Source organism: Neiella marina (assembly GCF_002165625.1).
GTDB lineage: Bacteria > Pseudomonadota > Gammaproteobacteria > Enterobacterales > Neiellaceae > Neiella > Neiella marina.
Window position 1 is genome coordinate 77911 of the sequence record NZ_NGNS01000014.1, and the last position, 19341, is coordinate 97251.

Here is a 19341-nt window from a genome sequence, read left to right on the forward strand (position 1 = left end):
GTTAATAGAGAGTAATCTTTAGACTCCACCAGATTACAGAGATCTATTATGAGGGCCTGACCCTCTCTCCTTTTTATTTCATTGATATCTGCGTTAAGAGCACTAACGTAGCTTAGCGATGAAGAATGTACATGAGCAGAATATAGTGGTAGCCACATTACGTTGAAGAACAAGTAAGCTCCAACACAAAGCCCAACAACAAAAACACTAAGACCAAAAACTGATAGTTTTATGTACTTCATGCTTCTTTTCCCCTAGTAGCTGACATAACATACTTTCCCAAGACTGACAGATTGCACCCCAGACGCTAATGTCGTCTTTATTCGTAAAGAAAACAACATTGAGATGCCCCGTGTCCACCAGAGTTATAGTCATGGTAAGTTCTGTTCTCACTATCCCCCTCTGAATACCGGACATTACTGGGGGTCTCATCCGCTTTCTTTTTTCATATACAAAGCCCCGCCAGCAAAGCCGGGCTTAGTTAAACGCTTAATCAGCCGTTGCCGTCGGATAGTCCGTATAACCTTCTGCCCCCCCGCCGTAAAAAGTGGCGTGAGCATCGTAATCGACAGGCGTTAAGGCGATGCCATGGCGGATCCGCTCAACCAAGTCTGGATTGGTAATAAACGGCTGCCCGAATGCAACAAGGTCCGCATAACCCTTGTTGATGACATCAGTCGCTGCCTGCTGAGTGTATTTACCCGCTACCATAATGGGTTGCGGATAAATGGCTCGTACTTGTTGGCGATAGCTATCAGGCATCTGAGTGTAATTCGAAATGTTCTCAGAAAAGTGCAAGTAAGCCAGCTTCATTGGCGCGAGTCGTTCGATCAGTTGCAGGGTCAAATCGGCGATTTGCGGATCGGCATCGGCCTGACCTTCAGTAACAAATGGTGATAAGCGGATGGCTACCTTATCGCCGCCAATGGCATCGACCACTGCTTGGGTTACTTGCAATGGAAAACGCAGGCGATTTTCAGCTGAACCGCCATATTCATCGGTCCGATGATTGCTAGTGGTTCGAAGGAACTGATCCAGTAAGTAGCCATGAGCACCATGAAGTTCCACGCCATCAAAACCCGCGGCAATTGAATTCTTCGCTGCTTGGACAAAATCAGCAATGGTGTCATCAATGTCTTGTTGGGTCATGGCTCGCGGCATGTCCGTTTCGATCATGCCAAAGCCGCCTTCTGGTAATGGTCCGAACACTTGATCTGGGTTTTTCACCGCCGATGGTGCCACTGGTGTTTGGCCCGCAATGGTCGAATGCGAGCGGCGGCCAACATGCCAAAGCTGAATGAATATCTTACCGCCTTTTGCATGTACCGCTTCGGTGACTCTTTTCCAGCCATCAATATGAGCTTGGGTGTAGATCCCCGGCGTCATTGAATAACCGCGGCCAACATCGGAAATCGGCGCTCCTTCGGTGATGATTAGACCGGCACCAGCACGTTGCTGATAGTATTCGGCCATTAGAGCATTCGGTACATCTCCCGGTTGATCGGTACGAGAGCGCGTCATCGGTGCCATGGCGATGCGGTTGGCCAGTTGTTCATCGCCAATACCAATGGCAGACAGCAATAGCTCAGCAGAGCCTTCAGTTGTGGCTTGTTGGTCGCATGCCGGGTAGTCGGTTAAGCCTGCGGCTCCGCCGCCAAATAAAGTTTCTGGATTGTGGGCGGCCCATGGCACACCGTGCTGAAGTCGGTACGGTAAATCGGGGTTGGCAACAAACGGGCGGCCGAAACCGATCATGTCAGCCCAACCAGATTCAATAGCTGCCACGGCGCGCTCAGCGGTGTACTTACCGGCGTAAATCAATACGCCAGAAAAAGCAGAGCGCAACTCTTGTTTGAATTGCTCTGACATTTCAGGGGCGTCATCCCAGTCGGCTTCGGCAATGTGTAGGTAAGCAATCTGATGCTTGTTGAGCAACTCGGCGGCGGCTGTGTATGTTTGTTGCGGTTTGGCATCAACAGTGCCATTGAGCGTGGTCAGGGGTGCTAATCTGACGCCAACGCGTTCAGCGCCAATAGCGGCAACCATGGCTGCGACGACTTCATCCAAGAAGCGCAAGCGATTCTCCAAACTACCGCCATATTGATCGGTTCTGGCATTTGATTCGGAGTCAATAAACTGATTGACCAAATAGCCATTTGCGCCATGCAGTTCAATGCCATCAAAGCCCGCCGCAACGGCGTTGCGGGCTGCTTGAGCATACTCTTCAATAATCGCGGCGATCTCATCAACAGTTAGCGCGCGAGGTTCAACAACATCGACAAAGCCAGGTTGGTCGCTGCCATTATCAACAAATACTCGGACATTCTCTGCTTTGATCGCAGAGGCAGATACTGGCTGTTTGCCGCCAATATTATCAGGGTGGGTGACACGACCAACATGCCACAATTGGGCGAAGATGGTGCCACCTTTGGCATGAACTTCATCAGTGACAAGTTTCCAGCCGACAATTTGTTGATCAGAGTAGATCCCCGGAGTCCACGCGTAACCTTGACCCATTGGCGATATTTGCGTGCCTTCGGCGACGATCAAGCCTGCGGAAGCGCGTTGGCCGTAATACTCCGCCATCAAAGCATTGGCGCAATTACCCGGTTGGCTGGCACGAGAACGCGTCATCGGTGGCATGACGATGCGATTGTTCAAGGTTATTGAACCAAGTTTGACTGGAGTAAACAGAGCATTATTCACAAGAATACCTCGTGCCGTATGGCAGTTATCAAAATCAGAGGCTTGAAGTATAGATATGGTTTTATTTGTGATTAACTATGGTTATAGAAAAACATTATTGCTATTTTTGCAAAAATGACAATTAAAACCAGATCGGACGATCTTCAGCTCTTGATTAGTGTTGTTGACTGCGGCGGCTTTTCCGCTGCGGCAGAACAGTTGGGAGTGCAAGTGGCGAAGATATCAAGAGCCGTGGCAAGGATTGAGCGCCAATTGCAAATGACGTTGCTGAACCGCACCACACGCCGATTGGAGCTCACCGAGGAAGGTGCAAGGTTTGTCGATTCGGTACGCCAAGGGTTATCGACACTGGCGCTGGCCGAAGAACAGTTACAAAGCCACAGTCAACAACCGTCAGGGCGAATTCGCCTTGATGCAGCCAGCCCATTTGCGTTGCATCAACTGGTGCCGCTTATGAGTGAATTTCGGCGCTTGTATCCTGCGATAGAGCTAGAGCTTACCGCTAATGAGGGGATTATCGACCTGTTACGCCACCAGGTGGATGTAGCGATTCGTATTGGTCGACTGCAAGACTCCAACTTGCATGCGAGATTACTCGGTCACAGTCCTTTATTGCTGGTGGCTTCGCCGATTTACCTTGCGGAACATGGCACGCCGAGTTCTGTTGACGAGCTACAACAGCATCAGTTGTTAGGCTTTGTGGGCAGCAGAAACCTGAATCGCTGGCCATTACAACCGCCATTGGAAATCAAACCTCAGCTAAGTGCATCCAACGGCGAAGTGGTGCGACAACTGGCAATGAGCGGAAACGGCATCGCATGTCTTTCTCGTTTCATGGTGGCAAAAGACATAGCGGCCGGACGACTACAGTCGGTGCTGTCATCACATGTGGTATCTGGCAGTGAACGCGAGCAAGTTCATGCGGTGTATTACCGCAGTAGCAAATTGGCGCCTCGGGTGTCGGTGCTGCTTGATTTCTTACAGCAGCACTTAAATCTTTGATGCTGTGTTAGCGTCGAGCCATTGTTGTGGGTAAGGGCGGCTCCGAGACGATCACCGCGATGGTAATCAACTGCCCTTGGCGAAGAATCGTCAACTCAACACTTTCACCGGGTTTGGTTTCGGCGATGGAATCCATCGCGACATTAACTTCACTTATGTCTTTGCCATTGATTTTGAGAATGATGTCGTTGGCTATTATGCCCGCATTGGCTGCTGGACCGGTCGGCTCCATGGAAGTGACAATAACACCACTGCGGTCAGCAAGTCTCAGTTGTTGCGCCATGGTTGGACTGATCGATTCGCCGGTGATCCCCAGGTAGCCACGAATCACCCGGCCATGCTTAATAATGCTTTCAAGTACTTTACGCGCTAGTCCGTAGGGCACTGCGAAGCTAATACCATAGATATCGATTTCTTGACCGGCTTGGAATGCTGCGGTGTTAATGCCAACCAATACGCCATCACTGTTGACCAGTGCGCCCCCTGAGTTGCCTCGATTGATTGCGGCATCGGTTTGTAAGAATTCTTGATAGTTGGTGGCAGCCATACCACTTCGGCCAGCGGCACTGATGATGCCTTGAGTTATGGTTTGGCCCAAGTTATACGGGTTACCAATGGCTAATACCAGTTCACCAACTTCTGGGGTGTAATCGGCGAGTTGAGGGATTACCGGTAAGTCTTCATCTTCAATGTGCAACACGGCAAGATCGGTAAAGATATCTTTACCAATCAATTTGGCGGTGTAAATCCGGCCGTCTTGCAATGCCACTAAGATTTGATCTGCATTTTCAACCACATGAGAGTTGGTCAGGATGTGGCCCTTTTCGGTCATGATGACACCTGAGCCTAAGCCTTTGGTGCGCAATTCGGCTTTATTGCTCCACAGACCGCCCGCGCGTTGCAAGCTTCGTGAGTAGACGTTAACCACTGCTGGTGAGGCTTTTCGGACCGCGTCTGTTAGCGACATTGGGCCATTGGCAGAGTTGGCCGTCGGTAACCAGGAATCAAACAAAGTATTGCTGCCGCGCAGACCGGGAAACAGGATAAGCAACAACGCGGCAAGTAACAGGCCAGCCAGCGAAGCTTTGAAAACATAGGTAAGAAAGCGCACGGATTTTGGTTAACAGCAGGTTAATGAGCCATATTCGGAGAATAACAGCTAACAAAAAAATGGGCGAGCCATGCGCTCACCCATTTTTTCATTACCGGTTAAATTAGCGCATAAACAAGTAAATTTGAGTGCCATCTCGCACTAGATTGAGCGCGATTGTGCCCTTGGCATCGTCGAGGATATCTTGCAGGTCGCTGATGGTTTTCACTCGCTGCTTATTGATGCCAATAATGACATCGTCTTTTTTCAAGCCAACGCGAGCAGCAGGAGAGCCGGGCTCCAATTCGACAATCGCGATACCGCCTTTGTATTCCTTGGTGGTTTCCAACTTGGCTCCCAGCAAACGCTTGTCAATGTCCTGAGCACTAGCCGTCTGCTCATCGGAGCCGCCTAGAGTAACAGTGACTGTTTTCTTGCTGCCATCACGCAGTAAGCCTAATTTGACCTTCGAGCCAGCACCCATGGTGCCGATTTGGGCACGAAGCTGACCAAACGAATTGACTGGTTTGCCGTTAATCTCGGTGATCACGTCGCCAGCTTCAATGCCTGCGTCGGCTGCGGCGGTATCGGCAAACACCTGATTAACGAATGCACCTTTCTGAACATCCAGATCCATCGCTTTGGCGACCTCTGAATTCAAATCGCGACCGGTAATACCGAGCACGCCACGTTGCACTTTGCCGTGTTCTAGCAGTTGGTCGATGATGTTATTGGCCATGTTAATCGGGATGGCAAAACCGATTCCGACGTTGCCGCCATTGGGGCCATAAATGGCGGTGTTGATGCCGATAAGACGGCCGTTAAGATTGACCAAAGCGCCGCCAGAGTTACCACTATTAATGGCAGCGTCGGTTTGGATGAAGTTTTCGTAATTCTCAATATTCAGACTAGAGCGTGCCAACGCACCGATGATGCCTGAGGTAACTGTTTGGCCAAGACCGAAGGGGTTACCAATGGCGACGGCGAAGTCACCAACTCGTAGGTCGTCAGAATTGCCCAGTTTGATAGCCGTTAGGTCATCAGCTTCGATCTGCAGCAATGCAACGTCGGTACCCTCATCTGAACCAATTTTTTTGGCATCGAAACTACGGCCATCGGTCAGCGTGACGGTGATTTCATCGGCGTTGTTAATGACGTGATGATTGGTGATCACATAGCCTTTGTCGGCATCAATAATGACTCCGGAGCCAAGGCCTTTGAATGGGCGTTCCCTGACTGATTCCGAGGGGGCGCCAAAGTGGCGAAATATTTCTGGAATACGTTGACGCTGGGTGTGGGTACCCGCGACTGAAATGTTAACCACTGCAGGGGTCACTTTTTCCAACATAGGAGCAAGTGAAGGAAGTGGTTTGCCATCCACGCTAGATGGCAAAGCTGCGACTGCTGAAATTGGCGCGGTTAGTGTCACGCCAACAATTAATGCGCTGAAAATATGGCGAAATTTCATAGCCAGAAAATCCTCTACTTCTGTTTTATCCGTTAAGCCAATAGACGTTTACATTAAGGTTAAGTTCAGCAATTTTTTTATTGAGATGTTTCTTTTTGTTTCAAAAGACCATGACTGGTGTTGGCGTAATCGCGTGGAGGTAATTCTCCGGCGCTTTTCACGCGAACAGGCTGTTCTTTGTCTTGCGTCTCGTCATCCGTTAACAGCTGTCGGGTCTTCAACAGTTGCTCGGTCAATTGCTCATAGTTCTCTTGAGCAGCATGCATCAAGTCAGAAGTGGATTGGAGGTGCTCTGTGACTTCTGATTTATAGCGTTCAAACTCGGCTTTGGTGTTATGCAATTCAATGTCGAGTGTTGATGTTTCGGCTGATTTTTGAGCCCAAAAACGGCCAATGAGAATACCAGCAACAAGGCCAGCAAATACGCAAACAAATGGGATCCAACTCATCCGACTCTCCTTAATGAGTAAACGACTATTTTGTTCTGGAAGCTGGCAAGCCAGCCCTTCAATTAATGGGTACGGCGCTAAAGTAAATCAAGCTCAACCAAGTAAAAGCTGAACGTGCATCGCGAAAATAGCTAATTAGCTGACCATACCAATCTGCCGCTCGATTGGTATAAGATGCGGGCCATTGTAACAACGAGGATGTTCCATAGTGGCCCGCTCACCTTTGCAACAGTATCAATATGATTTGACTCATCGCGGCTTCAGTCAAGACTCTGCCCAAGCCAATGCTGTGAACGAATTAGAATCGTTGTTTCAGCAGTTGAACAAGCCTAGCCCGAAGTCCAGCTTCTGGCAGCGGCTGCAGCGAAAAAAAACTCAGCATTCGACCAAGGGATTGTATTTTTGGGGCGGTGTTGGGCGCGGCAAAACTTACTTAGTTGACACCTTTTTCGAATCGTTGCCGTTTGAAAACAAGCTGCGATTACATTTCCACCGATTGATGCAGCAAGTTCATGCTGAATTAAAAACTGCTGCAGGGCAGGCAAACCCTATGGAGTTGGTCGCGGCTAGCTTTGCTGAGCGCGCTAGGGTTATTTGCGTTGATGAGTTTTTTGTTTCTGATATCACCGACGCAATGCTAATGGCTGAGCTACTCAAAGGCCTGTTCGACCGAGGCGTGGTTTTAATAGCCACCTCGAACATTGTGCCCAATGAGTTGTATCGCAACGGTTTGCAACGAAGTCGATTTTTACCGGCCATCGCGTTGCTTGAACAGCATTGCAAAGTGGTGAATGTTGATGCAGGTGTCGATTATCGACTGCGTTTACTGACTGCTGCACCATGCAGCTATATTCCCAACGATCCCGCAGCAGACCAAGCGCTGACTGAGCGATTCCATCAATTGGCGCCTGAACCAGGTCGAGAGGGCGGAACGATCGATATTTTGGGTCGGGCGATTGATGTTCGCTGGCATGCCGATGATGTGCTGATGATCGATTTCACCTCGCTATGCCAAACCGCAAGAAGTCAGCTCGATTACATCGAAGTGGCCACTTACTTTCATACGGTGCTGCTAACCAACATCATTGCCATGAATGACAGTCAAAATGATGCTGCACGTCGATTTATCTCATTGATTGATGAGCTGTACGATCGCCGCGTGAAGTTATTACTCTCCGCTGAGCAGCCGTTGGCAAACTTGTATTCAGGCCGCGGTTTGGAGTTTGAGTACAAGCGTTGCCTGTCTCGTTTGCAGGAAATGCAGAGTGAGGAATACTTGGCGCTACCTCATCGGCCTTGAGTGTAGACTCAAGCCCGAACCTCTCGTGAATTATTCAGTTCGAGCAGCGACATAGGCTATCAGTTCCCGACTCAGACACGCTGTAAACACATCCGTGTGCGCTCTACCGCAGCTTCCCTGCTGCGGAAGGTCTTCGCCAGCAACAGATAACCTACGCCGATGAAGTAGTGAGCGCATGGCATAACAGAGAGACAGCGAATAACTCACTGGGGTGCTTCAGGCGGCATGGATGCCGCATGCAGAGCGCTCCAAGGATGGGCTTGAGCGTCATCGAAGGGAGTTGTTCGTGACCGAATCAACACTCGATAACCAGCGAACAAAAAATAATCATAATTAGCGCGTGATCTCGGTTACACCTTTCTGTATAATCCGCCAGCCCTTATTTGCATGCTCCCACTTTTACCATTTTGCGGACAATGCGCTCGAAGGGGCGAAAAACCGCATCGGGGCTTCCTTGGAAGCTAGGTATGTAACTGATTTTATTGGGTTAAGATAAATGACAACTTTTACTGCTAAGCCAGAATCTGTCAAACGCGACTGGTATGTCGTGGATGCGGAAGGCAAAACTCTGGGCCGTTTGGCAACTGAGATTGCTTTGCGTCTGCGCGGCAAGCACAAGCCTGAATACACTCCACACGTTGATACTGGCGATTACATCGTTGTTATCAACTGTGAAAAAGTAGCTGTTACCGGCCGTAAAGCCGAAAACAAGATGTACTACCGTCACACCGGTTTCCCTGGTGGTATTCGTGAAATCAACTTCGAGAAGCTGATTGCACGCAAACCAGAAATGGTAATCGAGAAAGCTGTGAAAGGTATGTTGCCAAAAGGTCCTTTGGGCCGTGCAATGTTCCGCAAGCTGAAAGTGTACGCGGGTGCTGAGCATCAACACGCTGCTCAACAACCTAAAGTACTGGACATCTAAGGTAGAGGAACAGGCAAATGGCTGATAATCAATATTATGGTACTGGTCGTCGCAAGAGCTCTACTGCTCGCGTATTCGTTAAACCAGGTACTGGCAACATCACAGTAAACAAGCGTACTTTGGAAGAGTACTTTGGTCGTGAAACGGCTCGCATGGTTGTTAAACAACCTCTTGAGCTGACTGAACTGACTGAAAAATTGGATCTGTACATCACCGTAGTTGGTGGTGGTATCAGCGGTCAAGCTGGTGCAATCCGTCACGGTATCACTCGCGCTCTGATGGAGTACGATGAAACCTTGCGTCCTGCACTGCGCGCAGCTGGCTACGTGACTCGTGACGCTCGTCGCGTTGAACGTAAGAAAGTTGGTCTGCACAAAGCACGTAAGAAGCCACAATTCTCAAAACGTTAAGTTTTGCTGCATTTTGGTTCGAAAAAACCCAGCAATTGCTGGGTTTTTTTTTGCCTTCTGTGGCAAGACCAGTTTGTGTTTCGCGCCTCGATTTTTTATCATTGGCGCGGTTTTATACATTAGTGTTGATCAAGGTCTGGTTTTATCCTGCCATTATCTGTTTTGACACTGCATAACAATAATTCAATTACGGAGCCCTGACGGGAGACCCTTGCATGAGCAATGCGCCTGTTGATTCTGGCCGCCGTCGATTTTTGACTGCGACCACGGCTGTGGTTGGAGGTGCTGGCTGTGCTTTCGCCGCTGTGCCTTTCATCGCATCCTGGAACCCAAGTGCGAAAGCCAAAGCGGCTGGTGCACCGGTGGAAGTTGATATTAGTAAACTCGAACCTGGCCAATTAATTCGTGTCGATTGGCGCGGCCAGCCGGTTTGGGTTGTTAATCGTACTCAAGCGGCATTAGACGAGTTGAAAGCTGTTGAAAATCAGCTCAAAGATCCTGCGTCTGATGAGCCTCAGCAACCTGAGTTTGCAAAAAACCAATACCGCTCGCTGAAGCCAGAGATTCTGGTCGCGGTTGGTTTGTGTACTCACCTCGGTTGTTCACCAACTTATCTGCCTGATACTTTCGGTGAGCAGGTCTCTGGCGTTAAGTCAGGGTTCTTCTGCCCTTGTCATGGCTCGAAATTCGATATGGCCGGACGCGTGTTCCAAAACGTTCCAGCTGGCCTAAACCTGGTGATCCCACCGTATACCTTTGTTGATGACACCACTATTTTGGTCGGTGTTGAAGAAGGAGCCGCGTGATGAAAGGTTTGATGGACTGGATTGAAGCTCGTCTTCCATTTATGGAAGCGATGAACAAGCACGTTATCCAATACCCAGCACCGAAGAACTTCAACTTTTGGTATTTCTTTGGCTCATTAGCCATGTTGGTGTTGGTCAATCAGATCGTCACTGGTATCTGGCTGACCATGAACTACGTTCCTTCTGGTGAAGGTGCGTTCGCCTCGATCGAATACATCATGCGTGATGTCGATTACGGCTGGCTACTGCGCTATATGCACTCGACGGGGGCTTCGGCATTCTTCGTTGTGGTTTACCTGCATATGTTCCGCGGCATGATGTACGGCTCGTATCAAAAGCCTCGCGAATTGCTGTGGTTGTTCGGCATGCTGATCTTCTTGGTACTAATGGCAGAAGCCTTCATGGGCTACCTGTTGCCTTGGGGCCAGATGTCGTTCTGGGGTGCTCAGGTCATTATCTCGCTGTTCGGTGCCATTCCTTGGATTGGTGACGACTTGACCCTGTGGATCCGTGGTGACTACGTGATCTCAGGCGCGACCCTGAACCGCTTCTTTGCTTTGCACGTGATTGCGTTACCACTGGTACTCGTGGTGTTGGTGTTCCTGCACATTTTGGCACTGCATGAAGTGGGCTCAAACAACCCAGAAGGTATCGATATTAAGAAGCCAAAAGGCTCGGTACCAGAAGGTGAAAAGAGCAAATTTAAATTCCACGCTCGCTATGACAAATACGACATCGTTGATGCCGTACCTTTCCATCCGTATTACACGGTGAAAGACATCATGGGCGTCGCTGGTTTCTTGATCCTATTCTGCTATGTGATTTTCTTTGCGCCAGAAATGGGCGGTTACTTCTTGGAGAAGCCAAACTTCGAAGCGGCTAATCCGCTGAAGACGCCTGAGCACATTGCGCCAGTTTGGTACTTCACTTCGTTCTATGCGATTTTGCGAGCAATCCCTCACAAGCTGATGGGTGTTGTTGGCATGGGCGCGGCAATCGTGGTGTTGTTCCTGCTGCCTTGGCTCGACCGCTGTAAAGTGAAGTCGGTTAAATACCGCAGCATCTGGCACAAGCTGAACCTGACTCAATTTGTTATTTGCTTCATCATTCTTGGTATTTTGGGTGCGATCCCTGCGACTCCGGGCCGCACTTTGTTGGCTCAGATCACTACCTTTGGTTACTTCGCATTCTTCGCACTGCTGTGGTTCTACAGTAAAAACGAGAAATGTAAGCCTGTACCTGAGAGGATCAGCAAATGAAAACATGGTTGTTAATTTTGTCACTGCTGGTTCCTTCTGCTGCTTTCGCAGCTGGTGGTAGCAGTGTGCCGTTGGATGACGCCAACATTGACCTGACTGACAATGCGTCACTGCAACGCGGTGCCAAATTGTTTATGAACTACTGCTTTGGTTGTCACAGCACGCAATATCAGCGTTACGAGCGTGTTGCTACTGACATCGGTATCCCGTTGGATCTGATGCAAGAAAACCTGATCTTCACCGGTGCCAAAATCGGTGAATTGATGGAAAATTCAGTGGATGACGAACAAGCTGCGAAATGGTTTGGTGCAACTCCGCCAGACCTAACGTTGGTGGCCCGTGTTCGTGGTGTGGATTGGATCTATACCTACCTACGCACCTTCTACGTGGATGAAACGCGTCCGTTTGGGGTTAACAATGTTGTGTTCCCAAGCGTCGGTATGCCTCACGTTCTGGAAGAACTGCAAGGCATTCCAACCAAGAAATATGAAACCCGCCTAGTCGATGGTGAAGAGAAGCTGGTGTTCACTGGTGAAATCGAAGTCGACGGTTCGGGTGAAATGAGTACTGATGAGTACGATCAAGCGGTTCGTGATATCACTAACTTCTTGGCCTATTCAGCAGAGCCAATTGCGCTGGAGCGTCAGCGTTTAGGCTACTGGGTACTTGGTTTCTTGTTCATCTTGCTAATCCTTTCTTACTTCTTGAAGAAGGAATTCTGGCGAGACGTGCATTAATCCCAATGCACTAATTTTTGCTAGCAAGGGGCCAGCGGCCCCTTTGCTGTTTTCAGTTTTCGTTTAATGACTTGGAGGAACGCATGGCTGTAGCTGCCAATAAACGTTCTGTTATGACCCTGTTCTCTGCGATGGATGACTTGTATAGCCATCAGGTTCGCATTGTTCTGGCGGAAAAAGGCGTGACCTTTGAAGCCACTTATGTTGATGCTGAGCACCCGTCTGAGGAGCTTGCTGAGGTCAACCCATATGGTAGCGTTCCAACTCTGGTCGACCGTGACTTAGTGCTTTACCGTGCACAAATCATTACCGAATACCTCGATGAGCGTTTTCCTCATCCGCCATTGATGCCGGTTTATCCGGTGGCTCGTGGTCGTAGCCGCTTGATGATGTATCGCATTGAAAAAGACTGGTACGGATTGGTTGAAAAGATTTTCAACAATGATGATGCTGAAAATGCTCGTCGCGAGTTGCGTGAAGGGTTATTGGCTATTGCGCCGATCTTTACTGAAACGCCTTACTTCATGAGTGAAGAGTTCAGCCTCACTGATTGCTTCTTGGCACCATTGCTGTGGCGTTTGCCTGTGCTTGGTATTGAGTTGAGCGGCCGTGGTAGCAAAGAGCTAAAAGCCTATATGAACCGTTTGTTTGAACGCGATTCATTCAAAGCTTCATTGACTGAAGTTGAGCGCGAAATTCACGCTTTCTAAGCGCGTCGTTCGCTAGCAGGAGTTACTATGACCCCGAGTCGTCCTTACTTGCTCAGAGCCTTCTATGAATGGCTGGTTGACAATGATCTGACCCCGCACTTAGTGGTAGATGCAGAGCAGCCAGATGTTGAAGTGCCACGGCAATTTGTTCAGAACGGGCAGATCGTGTTGAATATTGCACCAGCGGCAGTATCTCAGCTGCAGATGACCAATGACGTGGTGTCATGCTCGGCTCGCTTTGGTGGTAAGCCGGAACTTCTTTACGTGCCAATGTGGGCTGTGAAAGCGATTTATGCCAGAGAAAACGGCGCTGGAACAGTGTTTGAGGCAGAGCAAGGTTATCGAGAAATGTTAAATCAGCTCGATAGTGACGATGCATCATCACAACCTGCCGCTGAGCGGGATCTGCAAAACGACAATGGCGACGACGACAAACCGACGCCGCCAACTGGTTCCAGACCAACGCTGCGAGTGGTTAAATAAGGTTTCAGTCAGGCAATAAAAAACCGAGCGATATGCTCGGTTTTTTTATGTAAATTGGCCGACTATTGGCTCGCTGATTCTTCTGGCACAAACTCAAAAACCCGCACGACTTCAGTTACGCCACTAACGTTGCGAACTATCTCGGTGGCGATGTTGGCCTCCGAGCGGGTTACCACGCCCATCATAAATACTTTGCCATCCTCGGTGATGATCTTCAGCCGAGAAAACTCAGTGTTCTCATCTGCCAATAGTGCACTTCTGACTTTGGTAGATAGCCAGCTATCGCTCGAACGAGTGGCCAATGATATCGGTTCTCTAATCTCAAGCTCATTGTGTAGTTTGCCTGAGTCGACCTGATTGGCACTGATCCGTTTGACTTCATCCATTAAGTGGCTACTGGGTACTTGACCTACCAGTAACACCGTGCCGTTGACAGCGAACACGCGGATCCGCGATTGCTTATCCAGGCCACTGCTCTCAGTGAAGGCGCTAGAGAGTTCAAACTCGAGCTTGGTATCTTCCACTTGAGTGGTTACTGGGCGCCGATCATGGAGCATGGTGGCGGTGCCAGCAGCTCCCGCAACAATGACGCCAGCACAGCCTTGCGTCAACGCAAGGCTGGCAATTGCTGCCAAACCTAAATACCAGCGAGTCACAGGCTAGTCCTCGATATTGGGGAACAGGGTGTTGTCGATTAGATCACACAGGCAGTGAATGACGAGCAAGTGCACCTCCTGAATTCGTGCGGTGCGGTCCGATGGCACACGAACTTCAACGTCGTTTTGGCTCAACAATCCGGCCATTTCACCGCCGTCTTTTCCGGTCAACGCGACAATCTTCATGTCTCTGCTTACTGCCGCTTCCATTGCTTTGATGACATTGCGGGAATTACCGCTGGTGCTGATTGCCAGCAGGATATCGCCCGGTTGACCCAGAGCGCGGACTTGTTTTGAAAACACTTCATCGTAGCTGTAGTCATTGGCAATGGAAGTGACCGTCGAGCTGTCCGTGGTCAACGCCATCGCCGGTAAGCCTGGGCGCTCTTTTTCAAATCGATTGAGTAGTTCAGAAGAAAAGTGCTGTGCGTCGCCAGCAGAACCACCGTTGCCGCAGGATAGAATTTTGTTACCGTTGAGCAGTGCTTGGCTCATGTTGAATGCCGCCGCCTGAATTGCATCTGGCAACGCTTCTGCTGCTGCTATTTTGGTTTGGATGCTTTCAGTAAAACTGGCTTTGATTCGGTCTAACATGGGTTCCTCTCGAACTAAAATGCGTTTTTCAGCCAGGAAATTTGTTGTTCATTGCCCTGACCATCAACAGCGAGCAGGTCAAACCGGCACGCTGTTTGGTGTTCTTTCAATTGCTGTGTTTGCAAAAAATATTGAGCGGTACGTCGTAGGCGGCTGATTTGAGCTTGGCTCAGGGCATACTCGGCGCCGCCATAGCCCTTCTGGCTGCGATATTTTACTTCGACAAACACTAGAGTGTCTTGTTCCCTCATGATCAGGTCTATTTCCCAGTGGCCTTTGCGAAAATGTTGGGTGACAAGTGATAGCCCCTGCCGTCGCAAATAGTCGAGGGCCAGCTGTTCATAGTGATCGCCGGTTTTCTTCAAGCTAGCTGCTCACCGGGATCAGACGCTGATCTTGGTATCGGCTCCATGGCAGGCTGACCCCCACTTCGCCTTTCTCTGAGACACTTAGGTCACCGGTCCAGCCAGAGACAGTAAAGCCAGGTAGTTGCCGCAATGCTTCGAGCTGGGGAATGAGTGACAAGGCATCGTGACCCATAGCAAATAGGCGAATATCACTGTATTGCCATTCCGGTGCAAGTGTCTGAACTGCGGTTTTTTGCTGCTGAAGTGCTTGGTCAGTCAGTAGCGGGATGTCAGCAATATAAATACCACCAAACTCGCTACTTTGACCGTTATGAGAACGTGGCCCGGCATAGACTTTCACCGGATCGGCGAAAGGGCTGATAGTGACATCGACAAACGACTTCAATAAACGTGCTTGTTGGGAGCTCGCAACCACATAAATCGCATCGATATCAGCGCGGCTGCGAGGCTCTGACTCCAATTTCAGGCCGAGCGCTTGAGCCAGTTGAGCGGCGCGTGCTTTGGAATCTGTGATGCCCATGATCTGTTGCACTTGCTTCTGCATGTTCTTGGCATCTTGAATCGGTACTAAGGCAATCGAATTTGGGTTCTCTTGTTGTTGCCAAGCTTGCTCAAAAGAGCGGGTAATGCGCTGATAACTGCTGCCATTTGCTTGCAGCACCAGTGGATGTTCGATGCCTTGGTCAATGAAGAAGGTGGCGGTATTACTACCCTCAAGTTCTGGCGATAATGCAAATGAGCTCACTGCGGCCGATTGTTGGTCGTCATCGACTTGATTGAGCGCCAATACTTGCATTGACTCATCGGCAATCTCCAATAATGTTCTGACATTTGGCTTTAATAGCGGCCCGACAATGATGGAGTGGCCGTCTTGCTGAATTTGCTGATAGAGGTCAGCAATAGTATTGCGGCCGCTATCATAAAAATGGAGCTGGGTAGGGCTCTCCAGATCGTCGAGGACAGCTTGCAGCATGCCGTTGCGAAGGGCATGGCCTTGCGACTTGTACTTGCCACTAAGCGGCAGAATGACGGCGACATCTGCTGGCTTCTGGCCGGTAGCGGTCATTGCTTCGTTGAGGTTTGCCGGCAGTGTCGCTGATGCTGGATGGTCTTTATAAGCTTGCTGCCACTGCTGCAACTGCGCCAACACTTGTTGCAGTTGGCCTTTATTATTCAGAATCTTATACAACGACAACCAACCATCAAAAGCTGGATCGACACTTTGGTTGGCTAACTGTGATGGCTGATTTTTTTCGACTTCAGCCAGCAAGCTCCAGATTTGCTGCTCGACTTTGGCTTGACGCTCCACATCGACATAGGGGTAGCGTTTTACTGCTTGCTGAGCGGCTCCCCAATAATCCTCATGGTACTGGTGGATTGCTGTCGCAATGGCATAGCGCACGTCATTGAGCTGCTTATTGAGCAATGGTTGCTCGATAGCGCTGTCATAGGACTGCTCGGCGCCAACCATGTCACCCTGAGCCATTTTTAACTGTGCGTCGAGTAGTAGCCAATGTTGTTGATTGGCTAGGTCGGTGGGTTTTGTGCCAGTTAATGTCGATGATGCTAAATCGAGCCTGCCTGAGCGCAAATAAAGCCGCGTTGCGTTCAAGCGATATTCGCTGCGCTCGGGCTCTTTAGCTTGTAGCGCCAAATCTAACCACTGTTGCGGAGACGCAATGTTGTTAAGGTCGGCCTGTGACGGCTTGTCGTTGCTGGCACAACTGAGGATGCCGAAAGCCATCATAACGACGATCAGCCAGCGTGAGATGAATGCGAAGCGACGTTGTTGTGAATAGCGCACAAGATCTCCTTAAATGTGGGGGAGCACGGTTTAGTGATGTATATTAACCGCTGATTCTGAACAAACAAAACCAATTCCATGAGCGGCACTCTTTACATTGTACCTACCCCAATCGGCAACCTCGGAGATATTAGCGCAAGAGCTCTCGAGGTGTTAGCAGCAGTTGACGTTATTGCTGCCGAAGACACACGTCATACCCGAAAGTTGTTGAATCATTTTGGTATCGACACCAAAGCGGTTTCTTTGCACGCTCACAATGAAAATCAGCGCTCTGCGCAAATGCTTAACTACCTTGAAGACGGCCAGTCATTGGCATTGGTGTCGGATGCCGGCACTCCACTTATTTCAGATCCTGGCTATCCCTTGGTGACTGCGGTGCGTCAGGCAGGTTATGAAGTGGTGGCGTTGCCCGGCCCTTGTGCGGCTATCACTGCATTATCCGCGGCGGGGCTTGCCACTGATCGATTTTGCTTCGAAGGCTTTTTGCCTGCCAAAAATGCCGGTCGCATTGACGTGCTGCAAGGACTCGCGGCCGAATCTCGGACGATGGTGTTCTATGAATCACCGAGGCGGATAATTGATACCCTTACTGCAGTTGCTGAGGTCTTCGGTGAGTCACGCCAACTGGTGGTAGCAAAAGAGCTGACCAAACGCTTTGAAACTTTTATTAGCGGTACTCCGGTTGAAGTTATCGATTGGTTTCAAGACGCTGAAGAGCGACAACAAGGCGAAATGGTGGTGATGGTCGAAGGGGCGCCCAAAGAGCAGGACCAAGATTTCGAACAAGCAGTTCATTTGGCTAAGAAGTTGCAGCCATTGATGCCTCCGAAACAGGCTGCTGGTATTGCCGCAGAGACGTTTGGCGGCAAAAAAAACGCCATTTATAAAGCCATGATGGCAGAGGAAAAGTAAACACAACTAGTAGCTTGTTAGTACTTTGCTTTGGTTGTCACACATGTACTGATGAGCTTGCTGAAATGGCATTGCTTTAGCGTAAAGCCAACCCTGTGCCTCATCGACATCTGTAGTGCGCAAGAAATCCAACTGTTGCTGAGTTTCAACCCCTTCAGCGACGATGTGAAAACCAAGCTGTTTGCACAACACGACTAGTTGCTCATAGAGGCGCAAGCCTTTCTGTTCATCAGTGATCTCAAGCAACGATTTATCAAGTTTAATGGTTTGAATATTGGTCCGAGCTAGCATGGCGATATTGGAATAACCCGTGCCAAAATCATCCATGGCCGTGGATATATTGCTTTGCACTAAACGCTCGATCATTTTGTCCATGGCGACTTGGTTGCTGATATAACTGCTCTCGATGATTTCCACTTCAACTTGCTTAGGAAATTGCTGCATGGCTTTTTCCAACTGCTCGACCGTTTGCTCGTGCAAATCTATTGGATCGATGTTGAGGCTAACTTTAGGGTGGTAGCCGGCAGCAGCCCATTTATCGAGATCCTCGCTGACCCTATTGATTACCCACCAGTCGATAATATTGATTAGGTTATGCTCTCTCAGAGTGGGCAAAAAATAGGGCCCAGCGATATCGCCAGTTGGATGGCGTAACCTGACCAGCGCCTCGAAGCCTGAAACCAACCCAGTAGCTAGACTAATTTTCGGTTGGTAATGCAACTCGAGTTCGCCATGTTCCAAATCTTGCAGTACCTGATTGAGTTCAGATTGGCGCATTTGGTTTTGCTGCTGTACTTCAATAAAACGATCTTCGAGGCTTTCATCGAGTTTGGTGTTCACTGACAGGCTTGCGCGGAGTCGTTCGAGCTGGTGATAGGTTGCATTGTGGCGAATGCTCAAGCGCACAAACGGATAGTAGATAGCGGTACTAATGACAATTAACACCATTTGAAAGAACACTGTACGACCGCTTTGCGACATGAACCAAGCATCGAGTAGCACCGGTGTGACCCATGAGCGCTCGGTTTCGGTAAAAGGTAACCATCCGGTTTGCAACACATGGTAAGCAATAAACGCATTGACCATTGGTGCGAAAACAAAAGGCACCAAGAAATAAACATTGAAGACAATTGGAATGCCATAAATCAGCGTTTCATTGACGTTAAATACCGCCAGCGGCACTGATAATTTAGCGACATTTTTTTCGTGAAACTGCTCGCGACACACCAAGCAAGCCAAAATCAACCCCCAAGTTGAACCGGAACCGCCGAGGTGAACAAAGGTCGACATGAAGGTGTGCATCGGCATGCCAGCAATCATTAGATTATTGCCGAGCTCCATGCCATCGATCATATTGACTATGTGTTCGCCATGAACCCCGGTCATCCACGTCAATTGGCTAACAAAGATCCGCGTCAGGATCCGTGGAAACATCGATAGTTCTTCATATTGCGCAACGAGCAAGTAGCCTAGCATGCTGAATAGCTCAGCAATGTAGGGCATGATTGAACTGACCAGAATAAAAACCACAGCGAAAGGTAACACTAAGTTAATGTGTTTCTTGAGAAAATGGCTAATTCCGGCACCTTTCACCAAGTGCAACCATTGCAGCCGGGAAGTGAAGGCAAGTAGGTAACTGGATAGTGTTGGAATCAATATTGC

At 49.4% G+C, this 19341-nt stretch carries 19 protein-coding genes and 1 pseudogene; 10 read left to right on the top strand and 10 right to left on the bottom strand.

The features are described from left to right. Window positions 1–489 precede the first annotated feature (489 nt). Complete coding sequence (locus tag CBE68_RS11780) at window positions 490–1581, bottom strand: alkene reductase (RefSeq protein WP_268234485.1); 1092 nt, start codon at window positions 1579–1581, stop codon at window positions 490–492. Window positions 1582–1623: 42 nt separating this feature from the next. Further along, window positions 1624–2706 (bottom strand): annotated as a pseudogene (locus CBE68_RS11785) (alkene reductase); the annotation flags it as partial. Between the two features lie 114 nt (window positions 2707–2820). Between CBE68_RS11785 and CBE68_RS11790 the strand changes: the two are divergent. Next, entirely contained in the window at window positions 2821–3708 is an 888-nt protein-coding gene (locus tag CBE68_RS11790) for a LysR substrate-binding domain-containing protein (RefSeq protein ID WP_443094002.1), read from the top strand. Between the two features lie 7 nt (window positions 3709–3715). Here CBE68_RS11790 and degS read toward each other — a convergent pair whose 3' ends face one another. From degS to CBE68_RS11805, 3 genes are all read right to left on the bottom strand, one after another. Further along, the gene (degS, locus tag CBE68_RS11795) at window positions 3716–4819 is read right to left on the bottom strand and encodes an outer membrane-stress sensor serine endopeptidase DegS (RefSeq protein WP_087506290.1); all 1104 of its coding nucleotides are present in this window, start codon (window positions 4817–4819) and stop codon (window positions 3716–3718) included. Window positions 4820–4922: 103 nt separating this feature from the next. Further along, on the bottom strand, window positions 4923–6266 hold the full coding sequence (locus CBE68_RS11800; RefSeq protein ID WP_087506291.1) for a DegQ family serine endoprotease: 1344 nt from the start codon (window positions 6264–6266) through the stop codon (window positions 4923–4925). 77 nt (window positions 6267–6343) lie between these two features. Continuing rightward, window positions 6344–6715 carry a YhcB family protein gene (locus CBE68_RS11805; protein WP_087506292.1) on the bottom strand — a complete coding sequence of 124 codons (372 nt, stop codon included), beginning with the start codon at window positions 6713–6715 and terminating at the stop codon, window positions 6344–6346. A 205-nt stretch (window positions 6716–6920) separates the two neighbouring features. On the opposite strand from CBE68_RS11805, the gene zapE reads away from it, so the two are divergent. The 8 genes from zapE to CBE68_RS11845 all read left to right on the top strand — a co-directional run bounded on the left by zapE (window position 6921) and on the right by CBE68_RS11845 (window position 13345). Then, on the top strand, window positions 6921–8015 hold the full coding sequence (gene zapE, locus CBE68_RS11810) for a cell division protein ZapE (RefSeq protein WP_087506293.1): 1095 nt from the start codon (window positions 6921–6923) through the stop codon (window positions 8013–8015). A gap of 496 nt (window positions 8016–8511) precedes the next feature. Next, the gene (gene rplM, locus CBE68_RS11815; protein ID WP_087506294.1) at window positions 8512–8940 is read left to right on the top strand and encodes a 50S ribosomal protein L13; all 429 of its coding nucleotides are present in this window, start codon (window positions 8512–8514) and stop codon (window positions 8938–8940) included. Window positions 8941–8957: 17 nt separating this feature from the next. Next, entirely contained in the window at window positions 8958–9350 is a 393-nt protein-coding gene (gene rpsI, locus CBE68_RS11820) for a 30S ribosomal protein S9 (RefSeq protein ID WP_087506295.1), read from the top strand. Between the two features lie 215 nt (window positions 9351–9565). After that, on the top strand, window positions 9566–10156 hold the full coding sequence (gene petA, locus CBE68_RS11825) for a ubiquinol-cytochrome c reductase iron-sulfur subunit (RefSeq protein WP_087506296.1): 591 nt from the start codon (window positions 9566–9568) through the stop codon (window positions 10154–10156). Continuing rightward, window positions 10156–11415, top strand: a complete 1260-nt coding sequence (locus CBE68_RS11830) for a cytochrome b (RefSeq protein WP_087506297.1) — start codon at window positions 10156–10158, stop codon at window positions 11413–11415. The genes petA and CBE68_RS11830 overlap by 1 nt, the downstream gene beginning before the upstream one ends. Then, on the top strand, window positions 11412–12152 hold the full coding sequence (locus CBE68_RS11835) for a cytochrome c1 (RefSeq protein WP_087506298.1): 741 nt from the start codon (window positions 11412–11414) through the stop codon (window positions 12150–12152). Before CBE68_RS11830 ends, CBE68_RS11835 begins: the two co-directional genes overlap by 4 nt. An 83-nt stretch (window positions 12153–12235) precedes the next feature. After that, the gene (gene sspA, locus CBE68_RS11840; protein WP_087506299.1) at window positions 12236–12862 is read left to right on the top strand and encodes a stringent starvation protein SspA; all 627 of its coding nucleotides are present in this window, start codon (window positions 12236–12238) and stop codon (window positions 12860–12862) included. Window positions 12863–12889: 27 nt separating this feature from the next. Beyond that, on the top strand, window positions 12890–13345 hold the full coding sequence (locus CBE68_RS11845) for a ClpXP protease specificity-enhancing factor (RefSeq protein ID WP_087506300.1): 456 nt from the start codon (window positions 12890–12892) through the stop codon (window positions 13343–13345). A gap of 62 nt (window positions 13346–13407) precedes the next feature. Here the strand turns inward: CBE68_RS11845 and CBE68_RS11850 are convergent, their stop codons facing one another. Genes CBE68_RS11850 through CBE68_RS11865 form a run of 4 tightly spaced genes read right to left on the bottom strand, consistent with a single transcriptional unit; the run spans window position 13408 to window position 16767 of the window. Then, entirely contained in the window at window positions 13408–14001 is a 594-nt protein-coding gene (locus CBE68_RS11850) for a BON domain-containing protein (protein WP_087506301.1), read from the bottom strand. Between the two features lie 3 nt (window positions 14002–14004). Beyond that, window positions 14005–14595 (bottom strand): phosphoheptose isomerase, encoded by a 591-nt coding sequence (locus tag CBE68_RS11855; protein WP_087506302.1) that lies wholly within the window; start codon window positions 14593–14595, stop codon window positions 14005–14007. A gap of 14 nt (window positions 14596–14609) precedes the next feature. Beyond that, window positions 14610–14960, bottom strand: a complete 351-nt coding sequence (locus CBE68_RS11860; RefSeq protein ID WP_087506303.1) for a YraN family protein — start codon at window positions 14958–14960, stop codon at window positions 14610–14612. A 1-nt stretch (window position 14961) separates the two neighbouring features. Further along, complete coding sequence (locus CBE68_RS11865; protein ID WP_087506304.1) at window positions 14962–16767, bottom strand: penicillin-binding protein activator; 1806 nt, start codon at window positions 16765–16767, stop codon at window positions 14962–14964. Between the two features lie 78 nt (window positions 16768–16845). Between CBE68_RS11865 and rsmI the strand changes: the two genes are divergently transcribed. Further along, window positions 16846–17679, top strand: a complete 834-nt coding sequence (gene rsmI, locus CBE68_RS11870) for a 16S rRNA (cytidine(1402)-2'-O)-methyltransferase (protein ID WP_087506305.1) — start codon at window positions 16846–16848, stop codon at window positions 17677–17679. A gap of 6 nt (window positions 17680–17685) precedes the next feature. On the opposite strand, the gene CBE68_RS11875 is transcribed toward rsmI, so the two are convergent. Continuing rightward, window positions 17686–19335: an EAL domain-containing protein gene (locus CBE68_RS11875; RefSeq protein WP_087506306.1), complete on the bottom strand. Its 1650-nt coding sequence runs from the start codon at window positions 19333–19335 to the stop codon at window positions 17686–17688. Window positions 19336–19341: the final 6 nt, after the last annotated feature.

Coding starts and splice junctions, on each gene's coding strand:
- rpsI (WP_087506295.1), top strand. CDS start 8,958: ATGGCTGATAATCAATATTATGGTACTGGTCGTCGCAAGAGCTCTACT.
- petA (WP_087506296.1), top strand. CDS start 9,566: ATGAGCAATGCGCCTGTTGATTCTGGCCGCCGTCGATTTTTGACTGCG.
- CBE68_RS11800 (WP_087506291.1), bottom strand. CDS start 6,266: ATGAAATTTCGCCATATTTTCAGCGCATTAATTGTTGGCGTGACACTA.
- CBE68_RS11845 (WP_087506300.1), top strand. CDS start 12,890: ATGACCCCGAGTCGTCCTTACTTGCTCAGAGCCTTCTATGAATGGCTG.
- sspA (WP_087506299.1), top strand. CDS start 12,236: ATGGCTGTAGCTGCCAATAAACGTTCTGTTATGACCCTGTTCTCTGCG.
- rplM (WP_087506294.1), top strand. CDS start 8,512: ATGACAACTTTTACTGCTAAGCCAGAATCTGTCAAACGCGACTGGTAT.
- CBE68_RS11805 (WP_087506292.1), bottom strand. CDS start 6,715: ATGAGTTGGATCCCATTTGTTTGCGTATTTGCTGGCCTTGTTGCTGGT.
- CBE68_RS11855 (WP_087506302.1), bottom strand. CDS start 14,595: ATGTTAGACCGAATCAAAGCCAGTTTTACTGAAAGCATCCAAACCAAA.
- rsmI (WP_087506305.1), top strand. CDS start 16,846: ATGAGCGGCACTCTTTACATTGTACCTACCCCAATCGGCAACCTCGGA.
- CBE68_RS11835 (WP_087506298.1), top strand. CDS start 11,412: ATGAAAACATGGTTGTTAATTTTGTCACTGCTGGTTCCTTCTGCTGCT.
- CBE68_RS11830 (WP_087506297.1), top strand. CDS start 10,156: ATGAAAGGTTTGATGGACTGGATTGAAGCTCGTCTTCCATTTATGGAA.
- CBE68_RS11790 (WP_443094002.1), top strand. CDS start 2,821: ATGACAATTAAAACCAGATCGGACGATCTTCAGCTCTTGATTAGTGTT.